This is a genomic window from Lactococcus sp. dk101 (assembly GCF_009601055.1).
In the GTDB taxonomy this organism is placed as follows: domain Bacteria; phylum Bacillota; class Bacilli; order Lactobacillales; family Streptococcaceae; genus Lactococcus.
In genome coordinates this window covers 1-20678 of the sequence record NZ_WITI01000006.1, presented here as the reverse complement: position 1 = coordinate 20678, position 20678 = coordinate 1, and the positions used below count along the sequence as shown (strand labels likewise).

The window sequence follows — 20678 nt, the reverse complement described above, 5'->3', positions numbered from 1 at the left end:
TGGTGAAAGCCCAATATCTAAAATGGCCTAACAACTGAACGCTATACAAAAGTAAAAAATAAAGGTGGAACCGTGCAGATGCACCCTTTGTAAGCAATATGCTTACAGGTGTAGCTGGACGGTTTTTATTAACCTTTGGAAAAACCATTTTTCCAAACAAAAGGAGATCAAATGACACAGAACAACAAACTTTCATTTCAAGACATTATCTTGACTTTGCAAGGCTTTTGGGCAAAACAAGGCGCAAACCTGATGCAAGCTTACGACAACGAAGTCGGAGCTGGAACCATGAGTCCTTACACATTCTTGCGTTCAAACGGGCCAGAACCTTGGGCAGCCGCTTACGTGCAACCTTCACGCCGTCCAGCTGACGGTCGTTATGGTGAAAATCCAAACCGTTTGTTCCAACACCACCAATTCCAAGTGGTCATGAAACCATCTCCAAAAAATATTCAAGAACTTTACCTTCAAAGTTTGGCGGAACTCGGTATTGATGCGCTTGAACACGATATTCGTTTTGTCGAAGACAACTGGGAAAATCCATCTATGGGTTGTGCTGGTATTGGTTGGGAAGTTTGGATTGACGGGCAAGAATGTACGCAGTTTACTTATTTCCAACAAGTCGGCGGAATCGAAGTGGACTCTGTTACGTCAGAAATCACTTACGGTTTGGAACGTTTGGCAACAGCCATTCAAGAAGTCGATTCTGTTTATGACTTGGAATGGGGCAATGGCGTCCTTTACGGTGATATTTTCACAGAACCTGAATACGAACACTCAAAATTCGCCTTTGAAGAATCAAACCAAGAACTCTTGCTCAAATTATTTGGCGAATTCGAAGCAGAAGCCATGACCTTGCTTGACAAAGGCTTGGTTCACCCTGCTTATGACTACATTTTGAAGTCATCACACACCTTCAACTTGCTCGATGCACGTGGCGCTGTTTCCGTAACCGAACGCGCAGGCTACATGCACCGCGTCCGTGCAATGGCACGTAAAGTAGCCAAAACATTCATCGAAGAACGTGCCAAACTTGGCTTCCCATTGTTGAAAGATGAAGCCTTGCGCATTAAGTATTTGGGCGACGGTGGGAAGTATGCGGATGTTGTGAAGGTTGATGAGGGTATGTAATGGCCGAGAATGAAGAGTTTGAATTAATAGAAATAACTAATCAAGAAATTCTAACAGAATTACAAAAAAAGATACTCCAAAGCTTTGAATTAACTGCCAAAGCTTTGGAAGATAGCTTAGTTACAATTAGTTCAGAAAATAATAAACTCGCCATTTCGCAAAACCTTGGTCTTTCAATTCAGAATGCTGAAAAACTAGGATTGGATAAGATAGTCCAATCTGGAACGAATACTGTTACTAAACTTGCCAGTGAAGACGGCTCTAAATTATTCATTGCTTTAGATAACAATAAAAATATAATTAGAGATACTACGGAGATGTTTCAGGCTAAGGGTGAATCAGGTGCTGATTTGTTTAGGAATATATTTAAAGGTAAGAATGGGATTGGAGGACATGGCTATATCAAAGAAGTTGATCCAAATTCACTTGTTAAAACAACTGAAACTACTGTTTCTAAGGGAGCAAAACTTGCTACAGTAGGGGCAGCTTCTTTACAAATTGCTAATGTCGTTGTTGGTCAAATTAATATGACTGAAATTAGTGGAAAATTAACAATGATGAATCAGTCATTGAGTAAACTTGACCATTTTAATCAATCAAAAATATTAAGTGAGTTACAGACAGCAAATGATGAGCTTAATATTTTATCTAGTTATCAGAATGAGTTATTAGCTAATGAAAAAGTTAGAAACAATAATTTACAAAAAATTGATCGAATTAAACACGATTTGATGTTACTAAATAACCAAGCAACAAATAATATTATTACGATTTCGGAAAATGGAGTTGATGACGAACAAAAAGAAATTTCAGATATCAAAGAGCTATCAGAATGGCGATTTGTTGCCGTTTCTAGTCAGAATTTGATGATTTTAGCTTCTGAATTGGAATTTATTTTTGGTCAAGGAATACTGTCGAAAAATTACTCGGATGATTTGCTTAAAACAGTGCAGGAACGTTTTATCAATTCTGATAAAAAAATTCAATCTTATTTCGAGAATCTTCAAGAAAAATTGAAACTTTCTGAGAAAAAAGCGGAAGCACGTAATGAAAAAAATGATAAATTCTTTGAAAAAGTTGATGTTAATTTGGGGTTACCTTTGATTAACTTTAAAGTTGGTGAAATTAAAGTGGATAAACATATTCATCATCTTGCTAAGAACGTCAAAAATTTTATTGATGAACGTGTGGACTATGGTTTGAAGTTTAATATGTCTGACAAACGAGTGACTGAAGAGATTATTAAACCCATGCAGCTGATAGCACAGAATCAACCGATTCCGTCAGCGCTGACAGAAATAAAAATAGCATTGTCAGAAGATACTCAAGTTTTAATAGGTGATGATGACAAATATTATTATGTGAAAGAATTAAAAAAGTAAAAATAATATAATATTTGAAAAGAGCATTTTTACTCAGATCTTGAAATAAAAGAGGATTGAAATGGAAAAAACTCCAAATCCAAACGCGCTTTATTCCAATAGGTCTATCACTTCAATGACCAACATTAAACCGACACTCAAGAATAAAAAGATTGAGGTTGGAGATTTTACTTATTTTTCAGATGATGATTTTGAGTCGCACGTGACCCATCACTATGATTTTATCGGAGATAAGCTTGTGATTGGCAAATTTTGCCAGATTGCAAAGGGTGTCGAATTTATCATGAATGGTGCAAATCATCAAATGAATGCAGTATCGACCTTTCCTTTTTACATTTTTGATGGCTGGACGCAAGAAGCACCTAGCCTTGATAAAATGCCGCTGAAAGGCGACACACGAGTTGGCAATGATGTCTGGATAGGGCAAAATGTGACTGTTATGCCAGGCGTTCACATTGGCGACGGTGCTATGATTGGTGCGAATTCTACTGTTGCAAGCGACATTGAAGCTTATTCGATTGTGGCTGGAAATCCAGCCAAGCTCATCAGAATGCGATTTGATGAGGTATTGATAAACTTGATGGCGCAGCTGAAATGGTGGGAAAAACCCATTTACGAGATCAATCGACTGATTCCATTATTGACAGATAATGATTTAGAAAAAGTAAAAGTAAGCATAAAAAAATACTTAGAACAGGAAAAACAAAAATGAATTATTTATTAGAAATTGGTCTGGAAGAAGTTCCAGCACACTTGGTGACGCCAAGTATCAATCAGCTTGAAGAACGCATGTCAGCGTTTTTGACAGAACATCGTGTCAGCTTTGACCGTATTGTTAAATTTTCAACTCCTCGTCGCTTGACGCTTTTGGTTGAAGGTTTGGCGGAACAATCAGCTTCTTCTGATGAAGAAGTCAAAGGGCCATCTGCGAAAATTGCCAAAGATAAAGAAGGCAACTGGTCAAAAGCCATTCAAGGTTTCTCGCGTGGACAAGGGGTTAATCCTGACGATTTGTTGCTTAAAGGCGATTACTACTACGCTGAAAAACATATCGAAGGTGTCGCTACAAGCAGCATTTTGACAGCTGTCAGTCGTGATGTGATTGAAAAAATGCAGTTTTCAACTTACATGAAATGGGCAAATAACAGCTTTTTGTTTGTTCGTCCTATTCAATGGTTGGTCAGCTTACTTGACAATGAAGTGGTGCCATTTAGCTTGCTTGATGTGACTGCTGGCAATCAATCTCGTGGTCACCGTTTCCTTGACCATGACGCAACATTTACGATTGAAACAGCAGAAGATTACTTGTCAGCGATGACAGCACACTTTGTCATGGCTGACAGCGAAGCGCGTAAGGCAGCTATTTCTGAACAAATCTTGACATTGGCTGCTGAACACAACTGGGACGTGATTTTGCACGAAGGCTTGCTTGAAGAAGTCAACAATATCGTTGAATATCCAACAGCTTTTGTCGGTTCATTTGACGAAAAATATTTGGAAGTGCCAGCAGAAGTTTTGGTTACGTCAATGCGTGATAACCAACGTTATTTCGAAGTTTATACCAAAGATGGCAAGCTCGCACCGCACTTCATTTCTGTTCGAAATGGGAACGGCGAACACATGGAAAAAGTGATCGAAGGAAATGAAAAAGTTCTCGTTGCCCGTCTTGAAGATGCTGAATTTTTCTGGAATGAAGACCAAAAATTGAAACTTGAAGATTTGGTTGAAAAACTTTCAAAAGTTACTTTCCACGCTAAAATTGGTAGCATTACAGAACACATGGCAAGAACAAAAGCAGTTGGTCATAAATTAGCGGATTTGATTGGTGCTTCAGCGACTGAAAAAGCTGATTTGGCGCGCGCGAGTGAGATTTACAAGTTTGATTTGTTGACAGGTATGGTTGGCGAATTTGATGAACTTCAAGGGGTGATGGGTGAAAAATATGCCCGCCTTGCAGGTGAAAACGAAGCAGTTTCTGCTGCGATTCGTGAACATTACATGCCAACTTCTGCCGATGGCGAATTACCAGCGACAAAAGTAGGAAGTTTGCTTGCTGCAAGTGACAAATTGGATAGTTTGATGAGTTTCTTTAATGCAGGCTTGATTCCAAGTGGTTCGAACGACCCGTATGCTTTACGTCGTGCAGCTCAAGGTTTAATCCGAATCATTGAAAAAATGAATTGGCGTTTTGATTTTGTTCAATTTATTGACCAATTTGACTTTGAAAACAAGGCAGAATTACGTGAATTCATGAAAGCAAGAATTCAAAAATTGTTGCTCGAAGATGGCGTGCGTTACGATATTGTGGATGCCGTTGTTGAAGCGCAACCGATTGACCTTGCTGCAATCATGGAAGCAGCACACGTGATTTCAGCACACCAAGAACACGCACCATTTAAACCAGCAGTTGAAAATGTGGCCCGTGTGATCAATTTGGCTAAAAAAGTTGAAACAAGCCAACCAGTTGATGCCAGCCTTATGGAAAATGAAGCTGAAACAGGTCTCTATGAAACTGTTGAAAATCTCAAGTTGGAATGGGACGGTCTTGAAACTGAAATGAAATTCAGAAGCATTGTTCATCAGTTGGCACCAGCAATTTCAACCTTCTTTGAAAATGTCATGGTCATGGTTGACGATGAAAAGGTTAAGAACAACCGCTTGTCACTGCTGACAGAAGTTGTAACAATGACCAACCAACTAGGTGATTTCACAAAAATTATTACAAAATAAAAAGAAGCAATCAGAAAGGAATGAACATGGCGATTAGTAAAGAACAAATCGAAAGAATCAACGCATTGGCTCGTAAGAAAAAAGACGGTGGCCTTTCTCCAGAAGAACAAGAGGAACAAGCAGTTTTGCGTCGTGCATACATTGACTCTGTCAAAGAAAACTTCCGCTCACAAGTTGAAAATGTAAAACTTGTGGACGATGATGGGCGTGACATCACTCCTGACAAACTTAAAAAGCTTCAAAAAGAACGTGGCTTACGCGAATAAGTAAACGACCGTAAGGTCGTTTTCTTTTGAGGAATTATTATGAATATCATCATTGTCTTTGTTTTCGGCTTTTTTGGCGGGATTTCTCGTTATCAACTCAATCAATACCTGCCAAAAATCGCTGATTTTCCGCTTGCCACATTGCTTATCAATCTTGCTGGTTGCTATCTTTTTACTTTCTTAATTAAGAACGTCTTGGCCGCAAAAAATGTCCATCAAAAATTGATTTTAGGGATTGGAACGGGATTTATCGGCGCATTTACAACGTTTAGCTCCTTTATGCTAGACAGCGAAATTCTTTATCTCAATGCGCATTATCTGGCGCTTGCCCTTTATGTTTTCCTATCTATCTTTGGTGGGCTGGGCATGGCCATGTTAGGAATGGCGCATGGAAGAAAGCTGGTGTCACATGGTTGAGACCATACTTATTGGACTTTCTGCAGCCTTGGGCGCAGTTGTACGTTATCTTTTTAGTCAACTCAATGTCAGTTTTAAAAAAATCGGTTTTCCAATCGGAACCTATCTGGTAAATATCATCGGATGTTTGTTGATTGGTTGGCTTTTTGGCCATTTTGGCAATCAATCAGACACGTTTAAGATTTTCGCAACTGGTTTTTGTGGCGGCTTGACTACATTTTCAACTTATAATTTTGAACTGTTTGATTTGATTGACCACAAGGATTATCGACATTTTGCAGAATATTTTTTGCTCAGTTACGGATTAGGCTTTGTGGCGCTTGTCATCGGCTTAATGCTTGCAAAATAAAAAATCAGCTTATTGATAGAGCTGATTTTTTTTGATGTAAGCAATGACAGAAGCTGGCAAAAGATAATTGGGTGTCCGTTTGTCTTTGAACATCTGGCGAATTAAAGTCGATGAGAGGGGCATCACTGGTGCCTCAATCCAAAGCACTGGATAAGGGCTTTCGTTGACCACATCTTCACGCTTGAAGGCGACAAACTGAACCATCTGCATTAGCTCATCAATCCGATACCATTTGGGCAGATAATCAACCATGTCACTCCCTATGATAAAGTAAAATTCCATATTGGGATGTGCAGCTGTCAGCACTGACAGACTGTCAAAAGTAAAAGATTTGCCTTTGCGCTCAATTTCCCCAAGTTCTAAAGCCAAATGCGGATTGCCTTCGATTGCAAGTTCCAACATGGCAATGCGATGACTAGCAGCAATGGTTTCTTTCTCATCAACATGAGGGGGCAAATACTCAGGCATTAACCAGACCTGATCCAAATTTAAGGCTTGAAGCGCCTGATCGGCCAACATCAAATGGGCAAAATGAACTGGATTAAAATTGCCACCTAGAATCCCAATTTTTTTCTTCTTTTCGTTTCTCATACTCAAATTATAACATAAGTCAAAGAAGTCATGTAGGCCTACTGACATTAGCTGGTTTTTTTGGTAAAATAGAGTGAGAATAAAATGAGAGAGGTGAGCAAGTGCCATATCAATATCCAGATGACAGCTTGACATTACATACTGATCTGTACCAAATCAACATGATGCAGACCTATTTTGAACTCGGACGACATAATAAACGTGCGGTTTTTGAGGTTTTCTTCAGAGAAATGCCTTTTAATAATGGTTATGCGATTTTTGCTGGTTTAGAGCGAATTGTTGATTATTTAAAGGACTTGCGTTTTTCCAAGTCTGATATTGAATTTTTGAGAACATTAGACTATCCAGAAGCCTTTTTGACCTATCTTGAAAATTTAGAATTTACGTGTACCGTTCGTTCGGTCAAAGAAGGGAACTTGGTTTTTGCGGGTGAGCCGATTGTTCAAATCGAAGGCCCACTTGCCCAATGTCAATTGATTGAAACAGCGCTTTTGAACATTGTTAACTTCCAAACCTTGATTGCAACCAAGGCAGGCCGTATCAAGTCTGTCATTGGTGACGATCCGTTGTTGGAATTTGGGAGTCGTCGGGCGCAAGAACTTGATGCTGCCATTTGGGGAACACGTGCCGCATATATTGGTGGTGCAGATGCCACATCAAATGTCAGAGCTGCCAAAATGTTTGGCATACCTGCCAGCGGAACGCACGCGCATGCCTTGATTCAAAGCTATGGTAATGACTATGATGGATTTAAAGCCTATGCTTTAACCCACCGCGATTGTGTCTTTTTAGTTGATACTTATGATACACTACGTTCAGGTGTTCCTGCAGCCATCAAAGTTGCACGTGAATTTGGTGAAAAAATCAATTTCCAAGGCGTCCGCATTGACTCAGGCGACATGGCTTATATTTCGAAAAAGGTGCGCCAACAACTTGACGATGCAGGCTATCCAGATGCCAAGATTTATGCCTCAAATGACCTTGATGAATCAACCATCTTGAGTTTGAAGATGCAGAAAGCCAAAATCGATGTTTGGGGTGTTGGAACAAAACTCATCACTGCTTATGATCAACCTGCATTAGGTGCCGTTTATAAACTGGTATCAATCGAAGGTGAAACAGCAGAAGAAGGCATGCGAGACACCATTAAGATCTCTTCAAATGCTGAAAAAGTAACAACACCAGGGAAGAAACAAGTGTGGCGCATTACAAGAGCGTCAGATGGCAAATCTGAAGGGGATTATATCACATTTGATTCAGAACGTCCGGATTTAGCAGAAGAAATCTATATGTTCCATCCACTTTATACATATATCAATAAAAATGTTCGTGATTTCAAGGCAAGTCCTTTGTTGCATCTTATTTTTGACCAAGGCCAACTTGTTTACGATTGTCCGAGTCTCGAAGAAATCAAAGCCTACTCTAATGAAAACTTGATTGAACTTTGGGACGAATACAAACGTGACTTGAATCCGCAACCTTATCCAGTAGATCTTTCAACAGAACTCTGGAATCACAAAATGCGCCTGATTTCAGAAGTCAGAGCAAGAGTTTCTCAACAAAAATTGGATTAGAGAAAGGCAAATTCGATAGACTGTTTTTCATGTGTGAGTCATCAATTTGTGTACGAAATGATGAAAATAAGAAGAATTGACATTGGCGATACAGAGGCCTTTTGGAAACTGCAAAAACAGCTGGATCAAGAAACGTCTTTCATGATGTTAGAACCGGACGAGCGAAAATATGAACTTGGGCAAGCAGTTGCTAAAGTTGCACATACGGACTTCATTATCGGTGCTGAGGACAATCGACAACTCATTGGTTATTTGAGTGCCGAGCGTGGACATTATCACCGTGTGAAAGACACAGCTTACGTAATTATCGGAATTTTAAAAGTTTATCAAGGCCAGGGGCTAGGCCACCAATTTTTTAAGGCCTTGGATGAATGGTCAAGAGAAGAAAAAATACATCGCGCAGAGTTGACCGTCATGATTAACAACACTCAAGCGATTGCCCTTTACCAAAAAAATGGTTTTGCGATTGAGGGCGTTCGAAAAGACGCCATGTGTATTGATGGCTGCTATATTGATGAATTTTACATGAGTAAAATCTATGAAAATAATAAAGGAACAAACGAAGAAAACGAGGTTTAGGCTGTCGTTTTTTTTATTGCAAGTATAAAAATTAAAGCACTTCAAAAAGAGTTCGAAGCATGATAATTAAATTCAAATCTGCATTTTTAAATGTTATAATTTAAAAAGGAGAAAAATAATGAAAAAAATACTCATTTGGGGAACAAGTCTTCTTGCTGCATTGACACTGACGGCTTGTAGTTCAACCGAAAACACATCGTCAAGTCAATCAAGCAGTAGTGTTGAGTCGAGCATTAGCCAATCAAGCACGTCCTCGACAAGTCAGTCAAGTACGTCTTCGACAAGTCAATCAAGCACAGCAAGTCAAGCGAGTATAACAGCCAATCAAGCGACAATTCTCTCACAATTAGTTCAATATACGAATGCAGAGTCAGCTGGCCCAACAAAAAATTATTATTATGAAAATGGCAAAGCTAAACTCAGTTCTTTTGAAAATCTTTCAGCTGGACAGACAAAATTTGTGAGCGACGCTCAGGGCAGATCAGCGACAGCAAGAGCAGTATTGACTTATGCTCAATTTGAGGCATCAAAAGGCTCAAGACAGGGAGAACCACTAGATCCACCTTACTGGCCAAGCAATCAAAAAGTGGCCATCAGCTATGCTTTGACTGGGAGAACTTATCACGGTTATCTGTGGAATAGAAGTCACTCGATTGCAGATAGTCTGTTAGGAAATGCTTCTTACACTTCTCCTTATAACTTCACCACAGGAACGCGTAGCCAAAATGTTGGTGCCAATCAAGACGGTGGCATGCGCTTTGCTGAAGAAACAGTTGAAAATTATTGGAAAGCACATCCAAATACGTCGGTTACGGTTCAATATCAAACCACGCCCTTGTATCAAGGAAGTGAGAAAATTCCTCGTGGCTCGCTTGTGGACATCAAATCCTCTGACGGAGTTCTTGATACTGAAATTGTAGTGATCAATAGCGCTGAAGGAAATAAAATCGATTATACGAGCGGTAGCAACAAGGCAACTGCTCAGTCCTCCGTAAAAGCTAGCAGTTCATCGTCGTCACAAACAGCAGCAGCCGCGCCTGCTCAAAAAAGTACGACAACAGCATCGACTGGACAAGCCACAACAAGTGATGGTTGGACAACAGCGGCATCTGGCATGGTCTATGTCAGCAAGAGTGATCGTTACTATCGTTCAGTTTTAAACCCAGGTAATTATCGTTACCTGACACTTGCAGAAGCCCAAAATGCTGGAGCGGTTGAAGGCCGTAGCAATGGTTATGCTAGAAATTAAAAAAGCTCACATGTGGGCTTTTTATTTTACTTGGGATAGGAAAATGAAAAGAATTCAGATAAAGGTTACAAAAGCATAGGGGTGGCATTATTTGCTTTATCATGTTAAAATGTGTAGTGCGGTTGTTGATACATTTTGTCAATCAATCGCTTTTTTAGGATAAGAGAATAGCGATAGAGCAGACTTCAATCTTCCAGTTAACATGAAAGAGTGCCTGCTTTATCTTTTTTTGAGGGGGAATATGCATAAAAAAAGTTCAATGTATTTGGTCATATCTAATCTTTTTCTGGTCTTTCTTGGAGCAGGTTTAGTCATTCCGATTTTACCTGACTTAAAAGAGCAGATGAATTTTACTGGCACAACAATGGGGTTGATGATTTCCATTTTCGCATTTGCTGAATTAGTCGCATCTCCGATTACAGGGGCCTTATCAGACAAATACGGACGCAAGAAATTGATTGCGCTCGGCATGCTTGTCTTTGCCTTTTCGCAATTTTTATTTGGTATTTCTGAGGTCAAAAGCTGGTTTTATGTCTCTAGAGCATTAGGGGGAATTGCGGCAGCAATGGTCATGCCAGCAGTTACTGCTTATGTGGCAGACGTGACGACTTTAAAAGAACGAACCAAAGCCATGGGCATTGTTTCAGCGGCCATTAGTGGCGGCTTTATCATTGGCCCTGGTATCGGTGGGTTTATCGCACAATTTGGCATTCGTGTTCCTTTTTATTTTGCGGCAATTTTATCCTTGCTTGGTTTTATTTTGACTTTGACCATGCTCAAAGAGCCTCAAAGAGCGGAAATGCACCATGAAAATGACCCCGAAGCAAATTCTATGATGAAAATTCTTAAAAATCCCATGTTCGGTGCTTTGTTTGTCATCATTTTGATTTCTTCATTTGGTTTACAGGCTTTTGAGTCGATTTATAGCATCATGTCAAGCATTAACTTTGGCTTTAGTTCTGGCGAAATTGCCATGATTGTGACGGTTAGTGGGGCGCTGGCTTTGTTTTTCCAACTGTTTCTATTCGATAAAATCATTAGTCACATTGGAGAAATTGGGCTTATTCAACTGACTTTCTTTGTGAGTGCGATTTTTATCGCAGCGATTGCGTTTACAAAATCAAATCTGGTCGTTATCTTCTCGACATTCATCGTCTTTTTGGCCTTTGATTTATTCAGACCTGCGGTAACGACTTACCTGTCTAAACATGCGGGCCATGCACAAGGAGCAATCAATGGATTGAATTCCGCATTTACAAGTTTTGGGAATATTTTGGGTCCGATTGCTGCGGGTGCTTTATTTGACTTCAATCATGTTTTTCCTTATTATGTGTCAGCAGTTATCTTGCTGCTTACTGGCTTTTTATCTCTCTTTTTAAGCAGAGGAAATCTCAACACAGCAATAAAAAATTAAAAATGATACTGGCGATGGAGACTTTCTCCATCGTTTTTTTATTATCTGGCCAACTCAAAAGTCCTAATGATGCATACAAGGAAAGTTCAAAAATGACTGAGAAAGTGATATAATAAAAGACAAATTACTTAATCAATAGCAGGATGACAATTTTGTCAGCTATGAGCAAAAATGAAAGAAGATAAAAATGACATTGCAAGATGAAATTGTTAAAACATTAGGCGTTAAGCCAGAAATTGATGCAAAAGAAGAAATTCGTAAATCAGTTGATTTTCTTAAGGCCTATCTCAGAAAGTATCCATTTATTAAATCTTATGTTTTGGGAATTTCGGGTGGACAAGATAGCTCGCTTGTCGGTCGCTTGGCTCAACTTGCCATTGAAGAAATGCGTGCAGAAACAGCTGATGAAAGCTATCAATTTATCGCTATTCGTCTGCCTTATGGTGTCCAAGCTGACGAAGATGATGCTCAAGCTGCGCTCAAGTTTATCAAACCTGACCAAAGTATCGTTGTTAATATCAAGGCTGCCGTAGATGGTCAAGTTGAAGCGCTTGAAGCAGCTGGAATCAAGGTTTCTGATTTTAATAAAGGAAATATCAAGGCCCGCCAACGCATGATTACACAATATGCAGTTGCTGGCGACTATAAAGGGGCAGTTCTTGGGACTGACCATGCGGCTGAAAATATCACCGGTTTCTTTACCAAGTTTGGTGATGGTGGAGCGGATTTGATTCCAATTTTCCGTTTGAATAAACGTCAAGGAAAAATGCTTTTAGCTGAATTAGGCGCAGATCCTGCCATTTACGAAAAAGTACCGACTGCAGACTTGGAAGATGGCAAACCAGGCCTTGCTGATGAGGTTGCTCTTGGGGTAACTTATCAAGAAATTGACGACTATACAGAAGGCAAAAATATTGCACCAGAAGCTAAAGAAAAAATTGAAAATTGGTACCTTAAAACCGAGCATAAACGCCACTTACCAATCTCAATTTTTGATGATTTTTGGAAATAAAACAGATAAAAGAATTAAGAAAATCTTAAAGAAATCTTAATTCTTTTTTTACGTTTTAATTACCGTAAGCTTACGCTGAGTTTTTTTTTCGGTTAAATCGCCCAATGAAAGCGCATGATTGAGCTTTTGGCTAGACAAGGTTAAGAAAGCTTGTTATGCTATATATAGGCGCAGTAAACGGAGACCGCCTTACCACCTTACGTTTAATCCGTCTGTCAAAGTTCAGGTTCTTATATGATCGACGGCAAGTAATCTTGATGACCTTACGTGAAACGCCATCGGATTTCTCAAAGAATTAAACCTCTTAAATGATAAATCCCTTGCACGCCATGTTTGCCAGAGACGAAAATAAAAGAATTATTTTTTGAAATTTAAATCAAAACTTACCGCAGTTTCAGCATCACTTCTCACCGCATTTGCTTTAAGCTCAGGCCCTGTCGCAGCTGCTGAAACCACAACTGTTGCTCAATCAAATCTTTACGACCAAGTCAATATCAAGTTCACTCAAGCTTATCAAACGCGATCGAGCGAACTGGTCAAAGAGATTTCAGAAGATGTTTCCGATCTTTCGGGGACAGCTTATCATGAGCCAGTTGAAGCAAGTTTATTGCATTTGAATCAATTTATCGCAGATTATAATGAAGCAACAGATTCAGTTAAAAAAGCTGAAACAACACAACTTCAAAGCGATATCGATGCTGCAAAAACTCAAATTGCCGAGTTACCTTCGTCAGAAGTCGCTCACAAGTCAACATTTACCAGTCGTGTAAATGCTGTTGTTAAGGCAAATGAAGAAAAAGCAGCAGCGAAGAAAGCAGCAGAAGCAAAAGCTCAAGCAGAAGCCGAGGCAGCCGCTCAAAAGGCAGCCGAGGAAGCAGCAGCTAAGCAAGCAGCACAAGAAGAGGCAGCCGCTACAAAAGCGAGCGCACAGGAAATGAGCGTATCTACCTCTTCAAATAACCCTTACGGACTAAAATATACCGGTTATTCTTCAATTGATTCAGCGCGTGCGCACCGAAATATGATTGAGCAAGGTGGAAATATGAACATTCATCTTTCATTGAGCTATGATTATATCGGAGGCTACGGTTTTGCTCGAAGTACATGGATTGCACTTTGTCAAGTTACCGGAACAAGCACGACTGATTTCTCAGTCGCTCACCAAAATTTATTAGCGGACACTTTAGTGCGTGATTACTTTGGTGGTGATTGGGGCAATGTACCAACCAGTGGAGGTTGGTAAGCACATTGTTTAACCTGAAATGTGATAAACCCCACGAACTGACTTGAACCTTTCAAGTCAGTTTTTTTGTCTTCAACAGCTTTGTAACTTTGTTTTTCCATTCACAAAAATGTGTTATAATGAAAACAAATGACTAGAAATGGGTGATAAAATGGCATATATTGAAGTAAAAAATGTGACGAAGCGTTATCAGACGGGCCACCAGATGATTTACGCCAATCAAGACGTGAATTTTTCAATTGAAAAAGGGGAATTGGTCGTCATTTTGGGTTCATCTGGGGCTGGTAAATCAACCTTGCTCAATATTTTAGGAGGCATGGATTTTTGTGATGAAGGGCAAGTCATCATTGATACAGTCGATATTGCTCAATTTTCCGAAAAAGAGCGCATCACTTATCGCAGAAATGATGTCGGTTTTGTCTTTCAATTTTATAACTTAATCAATAATCTGACGGCGCTTGAAAATGTCGAATTGGCATCAGAAATCGTAGCGCACGCGAAAGATGCAGCGGCTGTCATGGCTGACGTTGGCTTGGAAAAGCGTTTGGATAATTTTCCTTCACAACTTTCAGGTGGTGAGCAACAAAGGGTGGCAATTGCACGTGCCGTTGCCAAAAATCCCAAAATTTTACTGTGCGATGAACCAACGGGAGCGCTTGATTACCAAACTGGAAAACATATCTTGAAAATCTTGCAGGACATGGCAAGAAAACAAGGCAGTACAGTCATTATCGTGACACATAATGCTGCCATTAGCCAAATCGCAGATTGTGTCATTCAGATGCATGACGGCTCTGTCAGTAAAATTGTACGCAATGCAATGCCAACAGATATTGAAAGGATTGACTGGTAAGTGATGACAAAAAAAATTCGAACCCGCCAATTAAACAAGGACATCAAGCGGTCAATTACTGGTTCAATGGGACGTTTTCTGTCAATTTTCTCTTTAATGTTACTGGGCGTTTTTGTCTTTATTGGCTTAAAAGTAGCTGGACCAGACATGAGGGAAACTGCAGACAAGTTTTATCGCACCCACCAACTGGCAGATTTAACGGTCACCTCAACCTGGGGGCTTGATGAAACCGATGAAAAGGCGCTTGTCAGTGCTGACAATGTCAAAAAGGTAGAGCTCGGAACTTTTCAAGATGTCTTGATTGAAAAGGATAAAAAAGCCATTCGCATTTTTAGTCAGCCAGAAAGCCTGTCTACTTATGAAGTCATGTCAGGTCAAATGCCTCAAAATAAAAACGAAATCGCACTGGATTATCGTTTTGAAGGGGACTACCAACTGGGCCAGAACTTTGTTTTGGAGACTGAAAAAAAGGATGCCGTTAATCTTCTTGAGTCGTCGGACTTTAAAATTGTTGGCTTTGTCAAATCGAGCGAATATGTCGATAAAAATGATTTTGGGCAAACCACTGTCGGTACTGGTCAATTAACTGGCTATGCAGTGGTCAGTCCGTCCGCATTCAATGGTCAAATGAGTACCATTGCGAGAGTGACTTTTGACAATCTGACCAACTTATCACCTTATGATGACCGTTATAAAGAAAGGGTCAGCACTGACAAATCACATTTGCAGGCGGTCCTTGATAAAGAAGCACTGCTACGCTTGAAGGAGAAGAAGGCAGAAGGTCAAAAACAGATTGATAGTGGACAAGCCGAACTCACGCAAGCTCAGCAGGAATTGACCCTTCAAAAAAATAATCTAGAAAATCAAAAGTTACAAATGCAAGCAGCCAAAGCTGCTGGTATGGCTGTTCCAGAAAGTCAATCTGCACAAATTGAAGCGGCGGCAGAAAAGCTTTCAAATGCACAAAATGAACTGACTAAAAATCAAAAAAAATTAGATGAAAAACAGAAAACGCTGGATCAACTTTCAGCGCCAGTTTATACGGTGAGTGACCGCAATGCCTCTAATCCTGGTTATCAAAACTTTGTCGATAATTCAACACGGATTGATCAGTTATCCAATATTTTCCCGGTAGTTTTATTTGCCATTGCAGCACTGGTTAGTTTGACGACCATGACCCGTTTTGTCGAAGAAGAACGCACCAACCTTGGCATTCTAAAGGCTTTAGGCTATACCAATGGACAAATCAGACGTAAATTTATCATTTATGGTTTGGTTTCAAGCACGCTAGGCGCACTGGTTGGTGTTGTGTTGGGCCATTATCTCTTGCCACCACTGGTCTTTAATGCTTATACGGCCTCCTCGACCATCAGTAATTTAAGCTTGATTTTCTCTGTAAAATGGACGCTGATTGCCGTACTTATCGCCATTGCCTGCACCGTTTTGCCTGCTTCTTGGACCAGTCGTGAGGTTTTGGCCCATGAGCCAGCCACATTATTTGTCGCCAAAGCACCTAAGGCAGGGTCGAGAATTCTTCTTGAAAAAATTCCATTTATTTGGAAACACATGAGCTTTAATTACAAAGTGACGGCCAGAAATCTCTTTCGTTATAAAAAACGCATGCTGATGACCATTATAGGAATTGCGGGCTGTACCGCTTTGCTGGTCATGGGATTTGGGATTAGAGATTCGATTGCGGGTCTTTCAAGCAAACAATTTGGCAATTTGATGCACTACAATCTGATTGCGGTTGAAAAAGATGATTTGACGAGCCAACAGAATGAAGCTTTAAATGCACGCTTATCCGATGAAGCCGTGAAAAATCATACCGCCGTTCATTTCGAACAGCTGTCATCACTGACAGAAGACAATGAAAATCGGCAAACAGTGCAGTTGATTGTGCCAGAAGAACCACAAAATATAGGAACATTCATTCGCCTCCAAAACCGTCAAAGCAAGCAAAGCTTGAAACTTAATGACGACGGCGCCATTATTACGGAAAAACTTGCCTGTTTATTGGATAAAAAAGTGGGTGACAAAGTCAGTTTGATAACGGCAAATCATCAAACTGTTACGGTGACAATCTCGGCTATTACCGAGATGTATATGGGACATTACCTTTATTTGTCGCCGACTGCTTATGAAAGTGCCTTTAAAAAGGACTATGACACCAATGCGCAACTGGTCAGTTTGAAAAATCCGACCTCAAAAGAAGTTAATCAATTTTCGTATGATTTGATGCAAACGGGAGGTATTCTGACGGTCTCTCAAAATACTAGCCTTCAAGCAACCATCAATTCCTTCTTGTACGGTATCAATTCGGTCATGTTTGTTTTGATTATCTGTGCGATTTTGTTGGCAGTAGTGGTAATTTACAATTTGACGAACATCAATGTGTCTGAACGCATTCGCGAGCTTTCAACCATCAAAGTTTTAGGATTTTATGACCGTGAAGTGACGCTCTATATCTATCGTGAGACCATTTTGCTAAGTGTGATTGGGATTGTCTGTGGCTTTGGTTTAGGTGCTTATTTCCATCATGTCATCATAACCATGCTGCCGACCGATATGGTTATGTTTAGTCCGTCATTAACAGCGACTAATCTATCCTTGTCTGCCGCCACTACGATGGCTACCACTCTGGCACTTAGCCTGATGGTTCACCGAAAATTAAAGCATGTCGATATGCTAGGCGCATTAAAATCAGTCGATTAAAAAAAGCTGTCAGTTCTGACAGCTTTTTATGCTTTTCTTTTGGCATCGCTAATGGTTTGACCAGCTTCCTCAAGGGCTAAAATATCCTCAAAAGCGGGCAATTCAATGGCTTCGCCGTATTTCTGTTTGAGTGCTGTTGTTACCAAACGGTAAGCAATTCGTGCATTTCGTGACAACAATGGACCATGGAAATAAGAACCAAAGGTATTTTTATAAATAAAGCCTTCTTCGCCAGATTGACCGTTGTTTCCACCGCCATAAATGACTTTTCCGAGAGGCTTTTCATCTGCCGCCAAATAGGTGCGGCCCCCGTGATTTTCAAAGCCATAATAAGTTTCATCAAAGTCTTCATTGTAAATTTTGACATCGCCAATGATACGGTCATTGCCTGGATTTTCAGTAACATGGCCAAGAATACCCGTGCATTTAATGGGACGTCCGTCAGCCAAGGTATAGGATTTGCCGAGCATTTGGTAGCCTCCGCAGATGGCAAGCATGGGTTTTCCTGCCTCGATAAACGTGCGAAGTTGGTCTGTCAGCTCTGACAGATGTTCAGCAATGATGCCTTGCTCATAATCTTGTCCGCCACCCCAAAAGGCCAATTGATAATCGTCGGCTTTGAAATGGTCATCAAGACTGACAATATCAAAAATCATTTCGCAGTTCAGTTTACTTCCGACATATCGGAGCATCAAAATGTTACCATTGTCGCCGTAAGTATTCATCAAGTCGCCGTAGAGATGAGCCACACGCAATTCATAGGTTGGATTTTCTAAATGTGATTGTATCGATGTATAAGTCATTTTTTCCTATTCTAATCCGTTTTATTTTAAAACTCGCTGAACATAACCCTTGCTTGCCAATAACTCACGCATTTGGAGCATGGCAGTGTAAGTCGCCAAGATGTAAATGTGGTCGCTTGCTTGATTTTCAATCGCCGAAACAACGTCTGCCATTTGGTCTAATTCCTTAATCTTAGCTTCGTCAAATCCAGCCACACGGTAACGTCTTGCCATTTCGCTATGACGCACGCCGCCTGTGAAAATCTGATCAATGGCCATGTCATGAATGAGTTCAAATTTTGCATCCCAAATCCAACTGGTATCAATTCCATCAGCATAATCGGCGTTGAGCAGGGAAATCAGCGTAAATGGATAAGGAGCTAATTTCATCATTTCAAGTGCCTGATTGGCTCCAACTGGGTTTTTAATCAACACAATCGTTGCTGTTTTATCACCCACTTGGAAGGTTTCTTGACGGCCAAAGACAGCCTTGCTTTCATTGAAACCTGCTTTAATAATTTCTGCTGGAACATGATAATATTCAGCAACAGCGACAGCGGCGAGCGCATTGTAAATGTTGTAAAGACCACCGACATTGATTTTATAGTCATTGTCATCAATGACAAAATGCGAAGTAGTGTTGGTAATCTCTGTCAAGGCAGTCAGTTTGTAATCAAGCTCCGGTCTTCCAAAGCCACAATTTAAACAGACATAATCTCCAAGATTGGCATAAGTGTTCATTTTGAAATCCAAAATGCGATGACAGTTCGGACAAAGGACACCTTCAGTATTGTAATGGGCACGTTTTGGCTGGTGGCTTTCGTGGTCAAAGCCATAATATTTGACCTGATTTACCAGCTTTTTACTATTAAAAATAGTACTGTCGCCGTTGAGTAAAACCGTTGCTTCAGGACTATTTGCTGCCCCTTTAACAATGAAATCATAAGTGGTATAAATTTCGCCATACCGATCCATCTGATCTCGGAAAATATTGGTAAAAACAAAAAGACTAGGTTTTAAATATTGTGTAATCCTAGGCAGGCTCGCTTCATCAATCTCAAGTACGGCGTATTTTTTACTGCCAGCTTTTGCTTTTGGTGCCTTCAAGAAAGTAGCCACGATACCGGTAATCATGTTTGCACCAGACGGATTCGTCACTACTTTGCCAAAGGCCTTTTCCAAAATACCAACGGTCAGTGCAGTAGTTAGCGTTTTTCCGTTGGTTCCCGTAACGACGATAATCTCATAATTTTTTGTCAGCGCTGATAGAATTTCAGGGTCAAATTTTAGGGCGATTTTACCTGGTAAAGTTGAGCCACGTTTGAAAAATTTTTCCAAAACAAATTGTGACGACTTTCCAGCCATTTTCGCAAATGAAGTTTTAATTGTCATGTTCCTATTATAGCAAAATCAAAAGCATTTTGAAATCTACGACCACGAAAATTAGCTAGATATATCAAACTAATTTTAAGGGGGATGAGAAAGATTGTGCTATAATAAAACAAATAAGATTAGAAAGATTAGAAATTTATGAAAACGAGTAAAATATTTCAACATAATTCACACACCACCCTTCATGGCGGCTTTTACGAAGGAACAATCAGCGCAAAAGAAGTATTAAAACATGGGTTAAATGGGATTGGAACGCTTGACGGAGCAGATGGCGAAGTCATTATTTTAAACGGTCATGTCTATCATGGCTCAAGTGAAAACCAAGTGCGTCTGGTCAGCTATGACGAAACCATGTCCTATGTTGCCGTTGTGGATCACCAAGTTTCTGTCAGCTTTGACAGCCTTGATGTGACATTAAGCACGCTTAAAGCTGGCCTACTTTCACGGATTGAAAATGCCAATGTTCCTTATACTGTAGTCATTTCTGGTCAATTTAAGTCTGTTGAAATCAGTTCAAAACCAGCACATAATACAGCGCCTTATGCCGAAATTATGACCACTCAACCTCATTTTACAAAAAAAGATGTCTCAGGAACAATCGTTGGTGTCTGGTCACCGAAACATCTTGAAAGCCTTTATGGTGATGGCTTCCATCTGCATTTTATCAGCGATGACAGAACTTTTGGCGCGCACCTCGTTGATTTTGAAGCAAAGAATGTGTCCGTGGAATTTGGTATGGTTGGACAAATGGAGCAAGAATTTGCCTTGGAAAGCAATCAATTTAATAGCATTAACTTTTAAAAATCAAAACAGCTTAAAAGCTGTTTTTTTTCTCATTTTTTAACATCCGAAATATAATGTTTTATTTAAATTACCCGAATTGCTAGTTGATTTTAATGCAAAATAAAACCAGCCATGCTATTCTATTCTTAACCAACTAAGTTTAGAAAGGGCATGACTGATATGAACGATTATAGCACACTTCCCAAAGTTTTTGTT

Annotated in this window: 19 protein-coding genes; 16 read left to right on the top strand and 3 right to left on the bottom strand. The window is 40.0% G+C overall.

Features of this window, described 5'->3' with window-relative positions; genetic code table 11:
• Positions 1 to 171: 171 nt before the first annotated feature.
• The 7 genes from glyQ (at position 172) to crcB (ending at position 6275) form a co-directional block, all read left to right on the top strand.
• Positions 172 to 1131: a glycine--tRNA ligase subunit alpha gene (gene glyQ / locus GHI45_RS06025; RefSeq protein WP_147779918.1), complete on the top strand. Its 960-nt coding sequence runs from the start codon at positions 172 to 174 to the stop codon at positions 1129 to 1131.
• Positions 1131 to 2513, top strand: coding sequence for a hypothetical protein (locus tag GHI45_RS06020; RefSeq protein ID WP_147779917.1), 1383 nt, complete (start codon positions 1131 to 1133; stop codon positions 2511 to 2513). Before glyQ ends, GHI45_RS06020 begins: the two co-directional genes overlap by 1 nt.
• A 61-nt stretch (positions 2514 to 2574) precedes the next feature.
• Positions 2575 to 3225, top strand: a complete 651-nt coding sequence (locus GHI45_RS06015; RefSeq protein WP_147779916.1) for a CatB-related O-acetyltransferase — start codon at positions 2575 to 2577, stop codon at positions 3223 to 3225.
• On the top strand, positions 3222 to 5243 hold the full coding sequence (gene glyS / locus GHI45_RS06010; protein WP_147779915.1) for a glycine--tRNA ligase subunit beta: 2022 nt from the start codon (positions 3222 to 3224) through the stop codon (positions 5241 to 5243). The genes GHI45_RS06015 and glyS overlap by 4 nt, the downstream gene beginning before the upstream one ends.
• A 26-nt stretch (positions 5244 to 5269) precedes the next feature.
• Positions 5270 to 5509: a DUF896 domain-containing protein gene (locus tag GHI45_RS06005; protein WP_147779914.1), complete on the top strand. Its 240-nt coding sequence runs from the start codon at positions 5270 to 5272 to the stop codon at positions 5507 to 5509.
• Between the two features lie 39 nt (positions 5510 to 5548).
• Positions 5549 to 5926 (top strand): CrcB family protein, encoded by a 378-nt coding sequence (locus tag GHI45_RS06000; protein ID WP_147779913.1) that lies wholly within the window; start codon positions 5549 to 5551, stop codon positions 5924 to 5926.
• Complete coding sequence (gene crcB / locus GHI45_RS05995; RefSeq protein WP_228386030.1) at positions 5898 to 6275, top strand: fluoride efflux transporter CrcB; 378 nt, start codon at positions 5898 to 5900, stop codon at positions 6273 to 6275. Before GHI45_RS06000 ends, crcB begins: the two co-directional genes overlap by 29 nt.
• Positions 6276 to 6284: 9 nt before the next feature.
• On the opposite strand, the gene GHI45_RS05990 is transcribed toward crcB, so the two are convergent.
• Complete coding sequence (locus tag GHI45_RS05990) at positions 6285 to 6866, bottom strand: nicotinate-nucleotide adenylyltransferase (RefSeq protein ID WP_147779911.1); 582 nt, start codon at positions 6864 to 6866, stop codon at positions 6285 to 6287.
• Between the two features lie 101 nt (positions 6867 to 6967).
• Between GHI45_RS05990 and GHI45_RS05985 the strand changes: the two genes are divergently transcribed.
• From GHI45_RS05985 to GHI45_RS05950, 8 genes are all read left to right on the top strand, one after another.
• Positions 6968 to 8440, top strand: coding sequence for a nicotinate phosphoribosyltransferase (locus GHI45_RS05985; protein WP_147779910.1), 1473 nt, complete (start codon positions 6968 to 6970; stop codon positions 8438 to 8440).
• Between the two features lie 33 nt (positions 8441 to 8473).
• Complete coding sequence (locus tag GHI45_RS05980; protein ID WP_255514376.1) at positions 8474 to 9019, top strand: GNAT family N-acetyltransferase; 546 nt, start codon at positions 8474 to 8476, stop codon at positions 9017 to 9019.
• Positions 9020 to 9137: 118 nt separating this feature from the next.
• Positions 9138 to 10268 (top strand): DNA/RNA non-specific endonuclease, encoded by a 1131-nt coding sequence (locus tag GHI45_RS05975; protein ID WP_147779909.1) that lies wholly within the window; start codon positions 9138 to 9140, stop codon positions 10266 to 10268.
• A 241-nt stretch (positions 10269 to 10509) separates the two neighbouring features.
• Positions 10510 to 11682: an MFS transporter gene (locus GHI45_RS05970; protein WP_147779908.1), complete on the top strand. Its 1173-nt coding sequence runs from the start codon at positions 10510 to 10512 to the stop codon at positions 11680 to 11682.
• A gap of 187 nt (positions 11683 to 11869) precedes the next feature.
• Positions 11870 to 12694 (top strand): ammonia-dependent NAD(+) synthetase, encoded by an 825-nt coding sequence (gene nadE / locus GHI45_RS05965; RefSeq protein WP_147779907.1) that lies wholly within the window; start codon positions 11870 to 11872, stop codon positions 12692 to 12694.
• Positions 12695 to 13058: 364 nt separating this feature from the next.
• Entirely contained in the window at positions 13059 to 13937 is an 879-nt protein-coding gene (locus GHI45_RS05960; protein WP_147779906.1) for a hypothetical protein, read from the top strand.
• 151 nt (positions 13938 to 14088) lie between these two features.
• Entirely contained in the window at positions 14089 to 14790 is a 702-nt protein-coding gene (locus tag GHI45_RS05955; protein WP_147779905.1) for an ABC transporter ATP-binding protein, read from the top strand.
• A gap of 15 nt (positions 14791 to 14805) precedes the next feature.
• Positions 14806 to 17505, top strand: a complete 2700-nt coding sequence (locus GHI45_RS05950) for an FtsX-like permease family protein (protein ID WP_147780002.1) — start codon at positions 14806 to 14808, stop codon at positions 17503 to 17505.
• A 26-nt stretch (positions 17506 to 17531) separates the two neighbouring features.
• On the opposite strand, the gene gatD is transcribed toward GHI45_RS05950, so the two are convergent.
• Both gatD and murT read right to left on the bottom strand, forming a co-directional pair.
• Positions 17532 to 18308, bottom strand: coding sequence for a lipid II isoglutaminyl synthase subunit GatD (gene gatD / locus GHI45_RS05945; protein WP_147779904.1), 777 nt, complete (start codon positions 18306 to 18308; stop codon positions 17532 to 17534).
• A gap of 21 nt (positions 18309 to 18329) precedes the next feature.
• Positions 18330 to 19679, bottom strand: a complete 1350-nt coding sequence (gene murT / locus GHI45_RS05940; protein WP_147779903.1) for a lipid II isoglutaminyl synthase subunit MurT — start codon at positions 19677 to 19679, stop codon at positions 18330 to 18332.
• A gap of 138 nt (positions 19680 to 19817) precedes the next feature.
• Between murT and GHI45_RS05935 the strand changes: the two genes are divergently transcribed.
• Positions 19818 to 20480 (top strand): acetolactate decarboxylase, encoded by a 663-nt coding sequence (locus tag GHI45_RS05935; protein WP_147779902.1) that lies wholly within the window; start codon positions 19818 to 19820, stop codon positions 20478 to 20480.
• Positions 20481 to 20678: the final 198 nt, after the last annotated feature.